Genomic DNA, 15149 nt, shown 5'->3' with positions numbered 1-15149 from the left:
CATGATCACGACGGGGTCGTGCGCTCCCCGCCGCCCGCGTCTCGGCCGGTGCCGCCTGCGGCGAACGCGGCGTGCGGTCTTCGCGGTCGGCTCCATCCCAGCCGTGGTCCTACGCGCAGGAGGCGGCGGTCCGCGCGGCCGCCGGGGCGAGCGGCGCGCCCGCCGGGGCGGCGGCCTCTGCCGAACAGGACGCCGCCGCCGCGGCCGTCACCCGCCGACGACGCCGGATCGGGCGGGCTCGCCCCGGTCGCGGTGGAGGGCGACTATCGGCTGCCGCCCGCGGTCCAGTTCGGCTCGACGCGGCCTGGCCCGGGGAGGTCACGACCCCGCCGCGCTCCGGCCGTCCGTGCCGCAGCCTCGGCTGAGCCGCCGAGACGATGACCAGATCCCGTGCGCCGGACGCCGTGGAACGGTCCGCAGGCCCACCACGCGGCCCGCCGGCCGACTCGATGCCGTCGGAGTCGACAATGGACGAGACCCTGCCGCCGTGCGCACGGCGGCCCGCATACCGTCCAGCCGACCACCCGCCGGAGACCCGCCACATGCCTTCTTCCGCTCCACTGCTCGACGCCCGCGTCCACCGGCTGCGGGAGGTCGCCCACGCCGATCCCCGAGTGGACGGCGTGGTCCTGTACGGGTCGTGGACTCTCGGCGAGGCCGACGCCCACTCCGACATCGAGGCCTACGTCTTCGTCCTGGACGAGGATCTCGACGCGTTCGACGGGGCGGAGTTCGTCGCTCGGCTGGCGCCGCTCCAACTCGCCTACACCAACATGTTCGGCATCCTCGCCGTCGTCTTCGACGACCTGATGCGCGGCGAGTTCCACTTCGAGCCCGCAGGGCGCGGCGCCGAACAGCTCGCGAGCTGGCGCGGCCTGGTGCACCTGCCGGAACCGGATCGCGCCGTCCTGCTCGACCGCCGGGGTCTGCTCGCCCCCGCCGCGAAGGCGCTCGCCGACGCGCCCGCGCCGAAGCAGGCCGAGACCGCGCGGCAGCTCGTCGACGAGCTGACGAACTGGACGCTGATGGTCGGCCACGTGCTCACCCGAGGCGAGACGGCCCGCGCCCACGCCGGGCTGGCGACGATGGTGGCGCCGCACCAGCTCCAGTTGTGCAGGCTGCTGCGCGGCTCCACGGCGCACTGGCTCACCCCGAGCCGGGCGCTGGAGGCGGACGTGCCCGCCGACGACGTCGCCCGCTATGCCGCGACGACCGCCGCGCTGGACCCCGCCTCGGTGCGGGCGGCGGCCCGGGAGAGCTGGCACTGGAGCCGGGAGCTGGCCGCCGAGGCCGCCGACCGCTGGGGGCTCGCCCTGCCCGCGCGGCTGCACGAGGACGTCGCGACGCTGCTCGACGAGGCCTGAGCCGAGGCGGGCCGGGGCCTCGCGACGGGTGCGGAAGTCGCTGGTCGGCCCGACGTCGAGACGCCGGTCCCGGTGCCGAGCCGGCGGAATGGACTCGCCGACGCCGACGCCGCGCCCGTGGGCAGGCGCCGTCCGCCGCCTCGGCGTGGTCCTCGGGGTCGACGATGCCCGGCCCGCCGATGTCGGCCCGTCGATGCGGGCCCCGGCCTCCGAGGAACACGGGCCATGCCGCACCATCGTGCCGTCCCGTCGTCCCCGTCGCGGAGGAACGCGCCCATGACCAGCGTCCTGCTGACCGGCTTCGAGCCCTTCGACGGCGCGAAGATCAATCCGTCGTGGCAGGCGGTGTCGCAGGCACGCGAGGACTTCGACGGTGCCGCCGAACTGCACGTGGCCGAACTGCCCGTCGAGTTCGCCCGCTGCGGCGCGGCCCTGGCGGCGGCGTTGGACCGCACCCGGCCGGACCTGGTCATCGCGGTCGGACAGGCGGGCGGCCGGGCGGGGATCACCCTGGAACGGGTCGCGATCAACATCGACGACGCCCGGATCCCTGACAACGCGGGCGACCAGCCGGTGGACGTGCCCGTCGTCGCGGACGGGCCCGCCGCCTACTTCAGCACGCTGCCGATCAAGTCCTGCGTGGCCGAACTGCACCGGACGGGCGTGCCCGCCTCGGTGTCGCAGACGGCGGGCACCTTCACCTGCAATCACGTGTTCTACCGGCTCATGCACGAACTCGCGGGCGGCCGAGGCCGACGCGGCGACGGGAGCGGCCCGCGCGGCGGCTTCGTCCACGTCCCGTTCGCCCCCGAACAGGTCCCCGACGGCACCCGCCCCAGCATGTCCGTCGCCACCATCGCGGCGGCGCTACAGACGATCGTCCACACGAGCCTCGCCGTCCACGTCGACGAACGCCTCCCCGGCGGCGCCACGCACTGAGCCGGCCGGGGTGCGTCGTCGCGGCGGCTTCGATCTGGGCGCATCGGGCGCGCGCTGCCGGCGCGGGGCGTACGCCGAGCCGCGTCCTGCTGTGTCACGTCCCGCTGTTCGCGCCCGCTGGCGTGGGGCGTACTCGCCCAGCGTCGCCGGAAGCCAGATCGGTGCGAAGCGGCTCACCCCCGCTTGCCCGGGGCGCACCCGCGGTGGTGGTTTCCTGCGACCGCGTTCTTGGGCTCACCCCCGCTTGCGCGGGGCGCACTCACGCTGGGCATTCCTCCACATGTGGACACACGGCTCACCCCCGCTTGCGCGGGGCACACGTCAAGGCTCCGCGCAACGCCGGAACCAACGTCGGCTCACCCCCGCTTGCGCGGGGCGCACCGTGAGCTGGCCTGTCTGCGCTCTGCCGCCGAGGGCTCACCCCCGCTTGCGCGGGGCGCACCCTTCGCGACCTGGCCTTTCAGAAGCGCGTCATCGATTCGTGATACTTCCGTCCGGCCAGCGAGGAATCCACCGGGCCACCGTATCCCAGTGCCGGTCGCCTCTCGGCGGCGAGTGGGCGACCGCCGCGCATCCTCGTGTGTCGCAGGCCCGGCCCGGTCATGCCTGGACGGCTGCGGTCTCTCCCCGCTGCTCGGCGCCGGACTCGGCCGCCCGGTCGGACCCCGCCGCCCGGTCGGACCCCGCAGCCGGGCCGGACTCCGTGGCCGGGACGGGCTCGCACTCGGCGGCGCGTCTGGTCAGCAGCGCGCGTTCGCGGGCGTTCTCGGTGAGGGCGGCGGCCCGCTGGAACTCGGCGCGGGCCTCGGCGAGCCGACCTAGGCGACGCAGCAGATCGCCGCGCACGCTCGGCAGCAGGTGGTACCCGGCCAACGCCTTCTCCGTCAGCAGTGTGTCGACGAGTTCGAGGCCGACGTCCGGGCCGAAGGCCATCCCCAGCGCCACGGCCCGGTTCAGCTCCACCACCGGGGACGGCGTCAGCACCGCGAGCCCCTGATACAGGGCGGCGATCCGCACCCAGTCGGTGTCCGCCGGCGTTCTGGCCCTGGCGTGGCAGGCGGCGATGGCGGCCTGCAGCGTGTAGGGCCCGCGCGGGTGCGCCAGCGACTCGGCGCGGTCCAGGGCGGCCAGGCCGCGCCGGATGAGGAGCTGATCCCAACGGGCCCGGTCCTGGTCGAGCAGCAGGACCGGCTCCCCCGTGGCCGAGGTCCGAGCCCGCAGCCGCGAGGCCTGGATCTCCAACAGGGCGATCAGGCCGTGGACCTCGGCGTCCTGCGGCGCGAGACCCGCGAGCATCCGCCCGAGGCGCAGCGCGTCCTCACAGAGGGCGGGCCGCATCCAGTCGTCGCCGGTAGTCGCGGCATAGCCTTCGTTGAACACGAGGTAGATCACGCCGAGTACCGAGGCCAGCCGCTCGGCGCGCTCCGCCTCGGCCGGGATGGCGAACGGGACGCCTGCCCTGGCGAGGGTCCGCTTCGCCCGCACGATCCGCTGGGCGATCGTCGACTCGGAGACGAGGAACGCCCGTGCGATCTCCTCGGTGGTCAGCCCGCCGAGGAGCCGCAGGGTGAGCGCCACCCTGGCGTCGGCGGACAGCACGGGGTGGCAGGCCACGAACAGCAGGCGCAGGACGTCGTCCTGGATGTCCTCGCCGTCCAGGTTCGCCGAGGCTTCCGGCGCGACGGCGCCCCCGCCGGAGTCGAGGTCGCGGCCGATCTCCTGGAGGTTGCGGGCATGGCGTTCTTGACGACGAAGGTGGTCGATGGCCCGCCGTTTCGCCGTCGTCGTCAACCAGGCGCCGGGGTTGCGGGGAATACCCTCCGCAGGCCACTGTTCCAGCGCCGCGACCAGGGCGTCCTGCGCGAACTCCTCGGCGAGGCCGACATCGCGGAGGTACCGGGCGAGGCCCGCGACGAGCCGCGCCGACTCGATCCGCCAGACCGCGTCGATCGCCCGGCGGATGTCAACAGCCGTCATGGCGCAGACTGAAGCACAACCGCCCGACACACCCGAGTGCAGGCCGGCCGCAGCGCGCGGGCCGCGGGTTCCCGCGGTCCGCGTCTCCTCGGTTCGGGAGCGGCGATCCCATCCGAGAGTCGCGCGGTAGCCGGATCGATCCGGTTCGAGCCGTCGGTGTGGCTTTCATGGCCGGGGCTCCCGAACCAGGCTGACACGAGCGGACGAACAGAAGAAACGGGGCAGGCGGAAACGAGCAGACAGAGCCGGCCCGGCGGAGCGGCGGCCCGGAACGCCCAGGCCTGCCGCCCGCCACGGCCGGCGCGCCGCCGTCAGCTCTGCTGCGAGGCCACCTCGGCACGCAGCCGCTCCTCGGCCTCGCGCAGCTCGGGGGTGAACTCCTCGCCGAAGTCCTCGGCCTCGAACACCTGCCGGATCTCGATCTCCTGCTCGACCGCCGGGTCGGCCGGGATGCGCCGGACCCACTCGATCGCCTCCTCCTTCGACTTCACCTGGATGAGCCAGAACCCGGCGACCAGCTCCTTCGCCTCGGAGAAGGGCCCGTCGACCACGGTGGTCTCCCCGCCGGAGAAGCGCACCCGCGCGCCCCGAGAGCTCGGGTGCAGGCCCTCCCCCGCGAGCATCACGCCCGCCTTCACCAGCTCCTCGTTGTAGCGCCCCATCGCCGCGAGCATCTCCTCGCTCGGCATGGCGCCCGCCTCGGTGTCGGCGTCGGACTTGATCAGGATCATGAATCGCACGGCTGTTCTCCCTCACACCATCGGGTTCTCCGTGAGCAGGCTGCCCCCACCTCGCGGGAGGGCAAACCCCGCTCTCACCAGTGCGTCGAACAGGGCGGGGCCGAATCGACACGGCGGCGGAACTTTTCTCGAAGGGCGATCCAACTGGTGCGGGCGCGGCCATCGACGGCGGTGTCAACGCAGGTCAAGGCCCCGACGGCCGCACGGAATCCGGCGAGGAGCTGCCCATTCCGGCTCGGCCGCCTCCGCATCTCACGCGACGTAGCGAGCTGTGCGGCTCAGCCGCTCACGCTGAACAGACGCACTGTCCCCGGATTCCGGGGACAGTGTCCGGTCCCCCGCCCCGCGCGGCCCGCCGACGAGACGACCAGGGCGCGAGCGATCGGCCCGCCGACACCGGACAGGCGAGGACGTGAGTCAGGCCTTCGATCGTTGGGCGGGGCGGTCACCGAGTCTGCGCTCCGCCCGGCGCACCATCACGGCGGCGACGGCGACCGCGACGCCGAACACGGCGAAGCCCGCCCAGATCATCCACGGGACCACCACCGGCGGGGCGCTCATCGCCTCGTCGCGGATGCGGCCGCCGTCCCGGCCGCTGATCGCCACCAGGAGGATCACCGCGATCGTGGCCACGACGGCCAGCACGGCGATGATCTTCCGGGCGATCGCCAGCGGGCTCCCGTCGCGGCCGAGGCGTTCGCCTCGGCGGGCCGGGGCGAGCAGCCGCAGCACCAGCAGGACCGCGATCGGAATCTGCAGCAGCCACAGCGTGGTCCTCGGCCACCCCTCGTACCAGACGTTGGTGCCGTAGAGCAGGGTGTGCCAGGCGCTGAGGATGTAGACCACGATGACGAAGCGATGCAGGGCCCGCCACATCCGCGCCCCGGTGCGGTTGCGCACGTAGTAGATGAGGCCGAGCGGGATGGCGAGGTACAGGGCGAGCAGCCCCAGCAGGATCGCCACCAGCCCGGTGCCGGACGGATAGCCGCCGGGCACGAAGGCCTCCACGAAGGCGTTGACCACCCGGCCGACCGCGTCGAGGTCGTTGTCGTTGGTGCGCACCAGTTCGAGGAAGAACAGGAAGGCGTGCGCGAACATCAGCGCGATGGTGGTGAGGCTGGTGGTGCGGTGCCAGCGCTCGATCCGCACCGCGGAGATCCGCAGCCATCCGGGCCGCTCGCTGGAGCGGACCAGGCCCAGCACGGTGGTGATGTACGCCCACAGCAGCGCCGACCAGCCGAAGGCCTGGCACAGCCAGTACATCCAGTAGGCGTGCGGGTCGAGGTAGGGCATCACCTCGAGGGTCGGCGAGTTGCCCGACAGCACCCGATCGAAGAGGAACCAGAAGATCAGTCCGGTCAGCACCAGCGCCGCGGTGGCATCGGGTATCGACGCGCGCAGATCGGCCCGCAATCCGGTGGGGCGCCGTCTCTCCTCGGTCTTCGCCTCCGTGGCGACCATCGCGAGCACCGCCTTCATAGGCCTGGACCAGTGGACCTATTTCTTAACCAACGGCGCTGCGCTGCGTCAACGCTGCCGACTTCGGCTTCGATGGCCGAGATGAGCCATTCTCGTCGGGAACCGAGACGGGCTCCACGACGACCGGATCGCCGTCGCACGCCACCGATCCCGGTTCTGAATCCGCCCGGACCGGCCGGCATCGACGGCGTGACGAGGCTCTGCGGGCGGTAGTCGGGGCGGCGAGGTGGAGCGTGTGCGCTTCGTCAGCCGTCGGGTCTGATGGCGACGATCGGGGTGGGCTCCGCGACGTCGACGGGCCGGGTCGACTCCGCCCGGCTCGGCCGAGGGACGGCACGCCGCGGTGGGCGCCCGCGTCGGCAGCCGGCTCCGCCGTCCCGTCGGGTGCGCTGATCGTCCGGCATGCCGAGTACGACATGGGCCTCGTGAGCAGGAGTCGGCTCCGTCGGATCCGGGTGGCCGCGGGGAAGGTCCGCGCGCGGACCCCGCCCGGCCGTCACGGCTCTTCGGGCCGCGGCGGCGCATCGAGTCGGGTCGGCTCCTCCGCGCCTGCCGCCGCGCGCAGGTGCCGGGCCAGCGCCGTCACGGCGGCGGAGGGCTCGCGGGTGCCCGCGCCCCAGCACAGCAGCTGACGTCGGCGCGCCCAGCCGTCCTGGAGCGCGCACGTCTCGACGGGCGTGTGCTCGGCGACGGCTCGACTCGGCACGACGGCGAGGCCGACGCCCGCCATGGCCAGGGTGATCACCGTGGTGAGGTCGGCGACGTGGGTGCGGTAGCGCGGGGCGGGCGCGTGCGGGCCGACGTGCTTGTCGATCCAGCGTTGCAGGGAGGAGTCGCGGCCGGGGCCGATGAGCGGGTGTTCGGCGGCCTCGCGGTACCGCAGGGCGCCGCGGCCCGCGAGGACGCCGCCCACCCTGCCGATCACCACCAGCGAGTCGTCGCCGAGCGGCTCGGTGCGCAGATCGCGATCGGCCGCCTCGTCGTCCTGGATGATGCCCAGGTCCGCCTCCCCCTCGGCGAGCCGGCGCACGGTCCGCGGGGTCGGGCATTCCTCGACGGTGACGTCGACGTCCGGATGGGCGCGGAGGAAGGACACCAGCGCCTGCGGCACGAAGCGGTGCATCGCGGACCCGCCTGCGAGCAGTACCAGCGGCGCGGAGGAGGTTCGGGCGTAACCAGCGACCGCGCCTTCCAGCAGCGCCGTCTGCGCGAGGACGTCCCGCGCGTGTCGGAGCAGCGTCACCCCGGCGGGGGTGGGTCGCACCCCGCGCCGCTCCCGGATCAGCAGCTCCACCCCGGCATGTCGCTCGAGCGAGCGCACCCTGGCGCTGGCCGAGGGCAGGCTCAACAGCATGCGGCGGGCGCCCGCCGTGATCGAGCCCTCGGTGACGACGTGAACGAAGAGCCGGAGATCGTCCAGGTCGTAGCGCATCCCGTCAGCCTATGGCAGCGCCTTACCCTGGCTACGGAGATGACGCATTGTGAGCGTCACCGCACGGTGTGATGCTCGGCGCATGGTCGAGATCGTCCTCCTGCTGATCGCGGGCGTCGCGGCGGGCGCGCTCAACGCCGTCGGCGGCGCGGGCAAGTTCCTGGCGCTGCCCGCCCTCGTCGCCGCCGGACTGCCTCCGGCGACGGCCAACGCCTCGGCCACCGTCGCGCTGGTGCCGGGCGCCGTCGTCGGCGCCTGGGTCTACCGACGCGAGGTCGTGCCGGTGGGCACCACGTCGACGACCGCGCTCACCGCGACGAGCATGGTCGGCGGCGCGATCGGCGCGGTGCTGCTGCTGACGCTGCCTTCGGAGTCGTTCGACGTCGCGGTGCCGTGGCTGCTGGCCTTCGCCACCCTCGTCCTGGCGTTCGGCCGCCGGGCGTCGACCCTGCCGGGCACCGCGGCGGGACACGCACCGCGGCTAGGTCCGCGTTCCGTCCTGATCGGCCAGCTCGTGCTGGCGATGTACGGCGGATACTTCGGCGGAGCCGTAGGCATCCTGATGATGGCCCTGTGGAGCGTCGGGCTCGGCATGGACGTCGCGACGAGCAATCCGATGCGGGTCCGCCAGCTCGCCGCCGTCTACGCGACCGCGACGGTGTTGTTCCTGCTCGGCGCCGACGTCCTCGCTCATCCGCTCCCGCTGCTCGCGATGCTGCTCGGCGGGGCGGCGGGCGGTTACGGCGGCGCGCGTCTCGTGCGCAGGCTCCCGGCCGGGGTTCTCCGCGGCACGGTGCTGGTCACCGCCGTGACCATGACGGTCCTGTACTTCCTGCGCGGCTGAACCTCCCGCCAGGCGACGGTTCGTTCAGCGGTCCGGGGACGTCGCGGGCGCCGCCTCGGCCGCGATGCGCTCGATGTCGGCGGGGGTGCCCGTCATGAGCGTGCGGGCATGCTCGGTGACCAGTTCGAGGGGCCAGTCCCACCAGGCCGCCGCCGTCAGCCGCGCGACGTCGGCCTCGTCGTAGCGCAGGCGGATCACCCTGGCCGGGTTGCCGCCGACGATCGCGTAGGGCGGCACGTCGGCGGTGACCACCGCGCCCGTGGCGATGATCGCGCCGTCGCCGATGCGGACGCCGGGCATGATCGTGGACTGGTAGCCGAACCACACGTCGTTGCCGACGACGGTGTCTCCCTTGCTGGGCTGGGAGAACAGGATGTCCATGGTCCGTTCCTGCCACTCGCCGCCGAAGATCGTGAACGGGAAGGTGGAGACGCCGGAGGTCGGGTGCGCCGCTCCCGCCATGATGAACCGGGTGTCGGCGCCGATCGCGCAGTACCGCCCGATGATCAGCCGCTCGGGGCCGTAGCCGTAGAGGACGTTGCGCTCCGCGAAGTCCAGCGCGTGTTCGGGGTGGTCGTAGTAGGTGAACTCGCCGACGTCGATCCGAGCATCCTCGCCGATCAAGGGCTTGAGCAGCACCACTCGCGGCTGGGTGGGCAGCGGGTGCAGCACGGTCGGGTCGGGGAACGTGGGCATGGTCGGCTCTCTCCTCTGCGGACACGGACACACCTCGCGGCACGGCAGCCGCACCTGTCGTGTGCGCCGTCAGCGTGCCAGGGCGAGTCGAGTAAACACAACTCGATTCGCATTAAGGGCCGCCGCAGGCCTGCACTCCACGGATGACACACGGCGGCGACCGCCGCGCCGAACACGCTGCGTGAGAAGCAGGGCGAACGCCGGAATCGTCCCGATTGTCGGAGAAGACCGCCGGACGGAGGGCCGAATCTCCCGATCTCGGCGCCTACCATGACACGTAGCGAGTCCGCGATCAGACACTGAGCGTTACATTAGGGCGGTGGGTGGATGGGAGTACGCGATCTGGGGTCTCTTCGGCGGCTTCGCGGTCGAAGGACTCGAGTTCTCCGGCGCGATCCGCCGGACGGGAGACTGGCCGTGGCGCAGCCCCGGCGAGCCGGGACCGCTGCCCCTGCTGGCCTCGGTGGTGATCCGCCTCGGCGTCGGCTCGGGGCTGGCCGTCGCCGCCGGGATCACCGGGCAGGTCAGCGGCCCGTTCGGCGCGCTGGCCATCGGAGTGGCGGCACCGCTGCTGGTGGAGCAGATCACCCGGGCACTGCCCGCCACCGCGCCGCCGAGACTCCCGGCCGGACTGCCCGCACCCGAGGAGCCGATGCCCGCCGAGCGTCGCGGGTCCGAGGTGGACCCCGCTCCCGGATCGGCGCACCGCGAACTGACCGTGCACCGAGGCGCCGGAGGCGACGATGACTGAGGGCTTTCTGAGTGGGCTGAAGCGGGCGCTCGCCAGGAACACACCCGCGTTCGATCCGCCGCGCGCGACACAGTCGAGCGGCGGACTGGGCCTGCGGGCCGCACTGGCGAGAGGCGCCGTGGACCACGAGGCCGCCTCGTCGGACGGCGGCGGGGCGAGCCGGTCCCACCGCACCGACCACAGTCGACCGGGAGCCCGCCGAGAGGGCGACTCCGCCGCCTCGGCCGCCGGCCTGCCCGCGCCGGTCGGACACCCCGTCTTCGGCCGCCCGCGCGCGTCACAACCCGGCACCCCGAAGCCCGTTCCGCCGAGGCCGAAGCCGGTCTGAGGCGGGCGGTCGGGCCGCACGGCCAGGCCTGCACACGGTCGACCGCTCGCGCGCCGCCGAGCCTGCGGCGCAGGGCTGCCGCCTCTTGGTCGCAGGCCGGCTCCGGCGAAACCGCACACGCGGGCACGTCTCGGTGCCCCACGCTCCAGTACGGTGACCATATGCGTACGTCGAACGCCGCACTGTCACATCACGAAACGATCACGCGCCATTAAAAGCCCAGTTCACGAAGGGTCTTCCCCGCGCGAGCGGGGGTGAGCCGCATGATCCGGCCGTCCTCGGTGATGCTGGCACGTCTTCCCCGCGCGAGCGGGGGTGAGCCGTGGTGAGTCCGGAGTTCTCTGTCAGCGGCCCCGTCTTCCCCGCGTGAGCGGGGGTGAGCCGGTGGACCTCCCCGCCCTCGATCTGAGAGACCCGTCTTCCCCGCGCGAGCGGGGGTGAGCCATGGGGACTGCTGGTCTCCGGGGTGGCCGGGCTGTCTTCCCCGCGCGAGCGGGGGTGAGCCGTTGGGCAACGTCGGCCCCTCATCAGGGTCGGCGTCTTCCCCGCGCGAGCGGGGGTGAGCCGGCGCGGCCTCGACCAGCGGAACCCGGATCTCTGTCTTCCCCGCGCGAGCGGGGGTGAGCCAGGGCCGTCTCGATGTCCTGCTCGTGCTCTGTGAGTCTTCCCCGCGCGAGCGGGGGTGAGCCCGCGGAGCAGTCCAGGTCGATCAGATGCTCCAGTCCTCCCCGCGTGAGCGGGGGCGAGCCCACCAGATCCGGGCCTACCCCGTTCCCATCGACGTCCTCCCCGCGCGAGCGGGGGTGAGCCGGACCATCCTGCCGTCACCATCCCAGGCAGGACGTCCTCCCCGCGCGAGCGGGGGTGAGCCAATGTGGGCCTGCACCTTGTACTTGGACCCCCCGGTGAGCGGGGGTCAGGTGCTCGGCGACCGGGTTCGATCTCGGTGTCAGGTCGCCGCCGGCCCGCAGGCGGAGCCTTTCGGCCGCCGATGGTCGTCCGGATCGTGCCAGGTCCGCCCGTGCCCTTCGGGGCAGGCATCCTGCCGATGATGCGACACCGTGTTTCGCGGCAGGGCAGCAGGACAGGCGATCGCACCCGCCCGCCGAAGGTCGGCCGAAGACGGCCGTCGGGCGGCGAATCCTATAGGATTCCGCGCCGCCCCGGCCTAGGGTGCGACTCGGGAGGCCGCCGCGAAGGGCGGCTGTCGGCGGGTCGCGGGAGGCGTGGATGGCTGTCGAGACGGCGGAAGCCGGGCGCGAGCCCGCCACGGCGGCCGTGCCGACGACGGCCGGGTCTGGCACGACGGCGACGGCGACGGCCGCGAAGGCGGCGGCAGCGATCGACGAGGCAGCCCCGCCGGCCGGTACCACCGCGACGGCGACGACGGCCGGGGCCACCCCGACCACGACCCGGCGACGCCGCCGGAACGTCCTGGTCGACGAGGTCTACGAGTCGATCAAGAACCTGATCATGGATCACGTGCTCGAACCCGGCGCCCGCGTCTCGATCGACGGGCTGGCCCGCACGCTCGCCGTCTCCCCCACTCCGGTCCGGGAGGCGCTGGCCCGGCTGGAGTCGGCCGAGCTGGTCGTCAAGGAGCCCTTGCGCGGTTATCGGACGACGCCGTTGCTCACCCTCGATCAGCTCGACGATCTCTACCGCTTCCGGCTGCTGGTCGAACCGTGGGCGGCGGCGGAGGCGGCGCGGTCGGCCGGGGCGGCGGCGAAGGAGCGGCTGCGGGCCGAGATGGACGTCTGCGCGACGCCGGAGTCGCCGCGTTATCGGGAACTCGCCTCGCACGACACCCGTTTCCACCTGCTCGTCGCCGAGTTGGCGGGCAGTGCCCAGATCCGACGCGCCTTCGAGCGGACCCACTGTCATCTGCACGTCTTCCGGCTGTACTACGACCAGCAGGCCGGGACCATGACGCTGGCGGAGCACCGCGAGGTCACCGAGGCGATCTCGCGTGGTGAGCCGATCGCGGCGGAGGCGGCGATGCGCGCCCATCTGGAGGCGGCGTACCACGACCGGCTTCGGCCGCTCGTCGCGAGTCGGGACACGCGGTGACGCGGCCCCGACGGCACGGGGGTCCGCTCACACCCCCGACCGGCTCGGCCCTGTCCGGATCACGCCCCCGAACCGACGTTCCCCGGCGCACCTATCCGCCGCCCGCACCGCGCCCGCGGCACATGCCGCCGCGCCCGGCACCGCGCCTGCCGCGTCCGCGCCCAGCCGGCAGGCCGAATCGGGCGGCGATCGATCCAGTGTCCGACCCCGGTGGACATCGTCGTCCACATCGTCCACACCGCCGGTCACGGCGGTAGGAGAGGAGTTCCCGTGCGGCTGCTTCGACTCGGTCCCGTCGGGGCCGAACGGCCCGCCCTGCGCACCGACGACGGCTCGGTCTTCGACCTGACGCCGATCACCGACGACATCGACGGCGCCTTCCTGGCGTCGGACGGCATCGCCCGCGCCCGGCAGGCGTCGGCCGCCGGGACGCTGCCCGCCCTCGACCCGACGGGGCTGCGGGTCGGCGCACCCGTGGCCCGGCCGACGGCGGTGCTGTGCATCGGGCAGAACTACGCGGCGCATGCGCGTGAGTCCGGCGCCGAGCCGCCCGCGCAACCGATCCTGTTCTTCAAGCACCCCAACACGATCGTCGGGCCGGACGACGCCGTGGAGATCCCGCCGAACAGCTCCCGCACCGACTGGGAGGTGGAGCTGGCGGTGGTGATCGGCAGGCGCGCCAGCAGGCTGGCCTCCGAGGCGGAGGCCGCGGCGCACATCGCGGGCTACACGGTGTCCAACGACATCTCCGAACGCGAGTGGCAGCTGGAGCGGTCCGGCGGTCAGTGGTCGTTGGGCAAGTGCGGCCCCGGCTTCAATCCGCTCGGGCCGTGGCTGGCCCCGGCCGACGAGATCGCCGATCCGCAGGATCTCCGGCTGCGGTCCTGGGTGGGCGGCGAGGCGCGGCAGGACTCCCGCACCGCCGACATGGTGTTCGGCGTCGCCCACCTCGTCTGGCACCTCAGCCAGTTCGTGACGCTGGAGCCCGGCGACGTCGTCAACACCGGCACGCCGGAGGGCGTCGCCCTGTCCGGTCGCTTCCCGTATCTGGCCGCCGGGGACGTGGTGGAGTTGGAGATCGACGGTCTCGGCAGGCAACGTCAGGTCATGGTGGCGCCGGAGACCGCCGCATGAGCCGAGTGCTGGCGTTGGAGGTGTCCGACGTCCGGTTTCCCACCTCGCGGGAGCTGGACGGCTCGGACGCGATGAATCCGGACCCGGACTATTCGGCCGCGTACGTGGTGCTGCGCACCGACGACGGGCCGGACGGGCACGGTTTCGTCTTCACCATCGGCCGGGGCAACGACGTCCAGTGCGCGGCGATCTCGCTGCTCGCGCCGTATGTCGTCGGGCGGGACGTCGAACAGCTGTGCGCGAACCTCGGCGGGCTGTCTCGGGAGCTGGTGTCGGATTCGCAGCTGCGTTGGCTGGGGCCGGAGAAGGGTGTCATGCACATGGCGGTCGGCGCGGTGATCAACGCCGCGTGGGATCTGGCCGCCAAGCGTGCCGGGCTGCCGGTGTGGCGGCTGCTCGCCTCGCTGTCCCCGGAGGAGATCGTCGACCTCGTCGACTTCCGGTATCTCACCGACGCGCTGACCCGTGAGGAGGCCCTGGCCATCCTGCGGGCGGCCGAACCGGGTCGCGCGCGACGGCTGGCCGAACTCGAGGCCGACGGCTATCCCGGCTATACGACCTCGCCCGGCTGGCTCGGGTACGACGACGCGAAGCTCGCGCGGCTCGCGACGGAGGCGGTGGCCGACGGCTTCGACCTGATCAAGCTGAAGGTCGGGGCCTCGGTGGAGGACGACGTCCGTCGGCTTCGCGTGGCGCGGGAGACGGTGGGGCCCGACGTGCGGATCGCGATCGACGCGAATCAGCGGTGGAGTGTGGACGAGGCCGTGCCGTGGCTGCGGCGGCTGCGGGAGTTCAGTCCGTGGTGGATCGAGGAGCCGACCTCGCCGGACGACATCCTCGGTCATGCGGCGATCCGGGCGGGCGCGGCGCCGATCCGGGTCGCCACCGGGGAGCACGTGCAGAACCGAGTGATCTTCAAGCAGCTGTTGCAGGCCGGGGCCGTGGACGTCGTCCAGATCGACGCCACCCGGGTGGGCGGGGTCAACGAGAACGTGGCGATCCTGTTGTTGGCGGCGAAGTTCGGCGTCCCGGTGTGTCCGCACGCGGGCGGCGTCGGCCTGTGCGAACTGGTGCAGCATCTGTCGATGTTCGACTTCGTGGCGGTGTCCGGTTCCCTGGAGGGACGGGCGATCGAGTACGTCGACCACCTGCACGAGCATTTCGTCACCCCGGTTCGAATCGAGCGCGGCCGCTACCGGGTTCCCGTCGATCCCGGCTCGGGCGCGGAGATGCACGCCGACTCGCGTCGGCGTTTCGCGTATCCCGACGGGGAGGTGTGGCGCGCGGAGGGCTAGGCCGGGGCCGCGCGATCACCGTGCGGGCCCGGTTCGGGCGGGCCCGCCGCCGACGTGCTCCGGGCCCGCCGCCGAACCGCCGGCCGGTGCGCCGAGGCCG

Annotated in this window: 13 protein-coding genes and 2 CRISPR repeat arrays; of the genes, 8 read left to right on the top strand and 5 right to left on the bottom strand. The window is 73.1% G+C overall.

Features of this window, described 5'->3' with window-relative positions; translation table 11 throughout:
- The first annotated feature begins 542 nt into the window (after positions 1–542).
- A complete protein-coding gene (locus tag AHOG_RS09650) occupies positions 543–1364 on the top strand; it encodes a nucleotidyltransferase family protein (protein WP_093944317.1) in 822 nt (273 codons plus the stop codon).
- Between the two features lie 276 nt (positions 1365–1640).
- Complete coding sequence (gene pcp / locus AHOG_RS09645; protein ID WP_093941052.1) at positions 1641–2303, top strand: pyroglutamyl-peptidase I; 663 nt, start codon at positions 1641–1643, stop codon at positions 2301–2303.
- 170 nt (positions 2304–2473) lie between these two features.
- A CRISPR array of direct repeats spans positions 2474–2741; the repeat unit is 24 nt; unit sequence GGCTCACCCCCGCTTGCGCGGGGC.
- Positions 2742–2903: 162 nt separating this feature from the next.
- Here the strand turns inward: pcp and AHOG_RS09640 are convergent.
- The 4 genes from AHOG_RS09640 to AHOG_RS09625 form a co-directional block, all read right to left on the bottom strand.
- Positions 2904–4280, bottom strand: coding sequence for an RNA polymerase sigma factor (locus AHOG_RS09640; protein ID WP_093941051.1), 1377 nt, complete (start codon positions 4278–4280; stop codon positions 2904–2906).
- Between the two features lie 311 nt (positions 4281–4591).
- On the bottom strand, positions 4592–5020 hold the full coding sequence (locus tag AHOG_RS09635; RefSeq protein ID WP_093941050.1) for a YciI family protein: 429 nt from the start codon (positions 5018–5020) through the stop codon (positions 4592–4594).
- A gap of 417 nt (positions 5021–5437) precedes the next feature.
- Entirely contained in the window at positions 5438–6481 is a 1044-nt protein-coding gene (locus AHOG_RS09630) for a ferric reductase-like transmembrane domain-containing protein (protein WP_184450869.1), read from the bottom strand.
- A gap of 514 nt (positions 6482–6995) precedes the next feature.
- A complete protein-coding gene (locus AHOG_RS09625) occupies positions 6996–7931 on the bottom strand; it encodes a LysR family transcriptional regulator (RefSeq protein WP_093941048.1) in 936 nt (311 codons plus the stop codon).
- 82 nt (positions 7932–8013) lie between these two features.
- Between AHOG_RS09625 and AHOG_RS09620 the strand changes: the two genes are divergently transcribed.
- On the top strand, positions 8014–8775 hold the full coding sequence (locus AHOG_RS09620; protein WP_093941047.1) for a sulfite exporter TauE/SafE family protein: 762 nt from the start codon (positions 8014–8016) through the stop codon (positions 8773–8775).
- A gap of 24 nt (positions 8776–8799) precedes the next feature.
- Here the strand turns inward: AHOG_RS09620 and AHOG_RS09615 are convergent, their stop codons facing one another.
- Positions 8800–9471 (bottom strand): CatB-related O-acetyltransferase, encoded by a 672-nt coding sequence (locus AHOG_RS09615; RefSeq protein ID WP_093941046.1) that lies wholly within the window; start codon positions 9469–9471, stop codon positions 8800–8802.
- 319 nt (positions 9472–9790) lie between these two features.
- Between AHOG_RS09615 and AHOG_RS09610 the strand changes: the two genes are divergently transcribed.
- The 5 genes from AHOG_RS09610 (at position 9791) to AHOG_RS09590 (ending at position 15049) form a co-directional block, all read left to right on the top strand.
- Complete coding sequence (locus tag AHOG_RS09610; protein WP_093941045.1) at positions 9791–10222, top strand: hypothetical protein; 432 nt, start codon at positions 9791–9793, stop codon at positions 10220–10222.
- On the top strand, positions 10215–10550 hold the full coding sequence (locus AHOG_RS09605) for a hypothetical protein (RefSeq protein ID WP_093941044.1): 336 nt from the start codon (positions 10215–10217) through the stop codon (positions 10548–10550). The genes AHOG_RS09610 and AHOG_RS09605 overlap by 8 nt, the downstream gene beginning before the upstream one ends.
- Positions 10551–10783: 233 nt before the next feature.
- Positions 10784–11421: direct repeats of the CRISPR family, unit length 28 nt; unit sequence GTCTTCCCCGCGCGAGCGGGGGTGAGCC.
- Positions 11422–11780: 359 nt separating this feature from the next.
- Positions 11781–12620, top strand: coding sequence for a GntR family transcriptional regulator (locus AHOG_RS09600; RefSeq protein WP_093941043.1), 840 nt, complete (start codon positions 11781–11783; stop codon positions 12618–12620).
- 270 nt (positions 12621–12890) lie between these two features.
- Positions 12891–13754: a fumarylacetoacetate hydrolase family protein gene (locus AHOG_RS09595; RefSeq protein WP_093944316.1), complete on the top strand. Its 864-nt coding sequence runs from the start codon at positions 12891–12893 to the stop codon at positions 13752–13754.
- Positions 13751–15049, top strand: a complete 1299-nt coding sequence (locus tag AHOG_RS09590) for an L-fuconate dehydratase (RefSeq protein WP_093941042.1) — start codon at positions 13751–13753, stop codon at positions 15047–15049. Before AHOG_RS09595 ends, AHOG_RS09590 begins: the two co-directional genes overlap by 4 nt.
- Positions 15050–15149: the final 100 nt, after the last annotated feature.

This window comes from Actinoalloteichus hoggarensis, from assembly GCF_002234535.1.
Lineage (GTDB): Bacteria > Actinomycetota > Actinomycetes > Mycobacteriales > Pseudonocardiaceae > Actinoalloteichus_A > Actinoalloteichus_A hoggarensis.
This window is presented reverse-complemented; position numbering and strand designations above follow the sequence as displayed.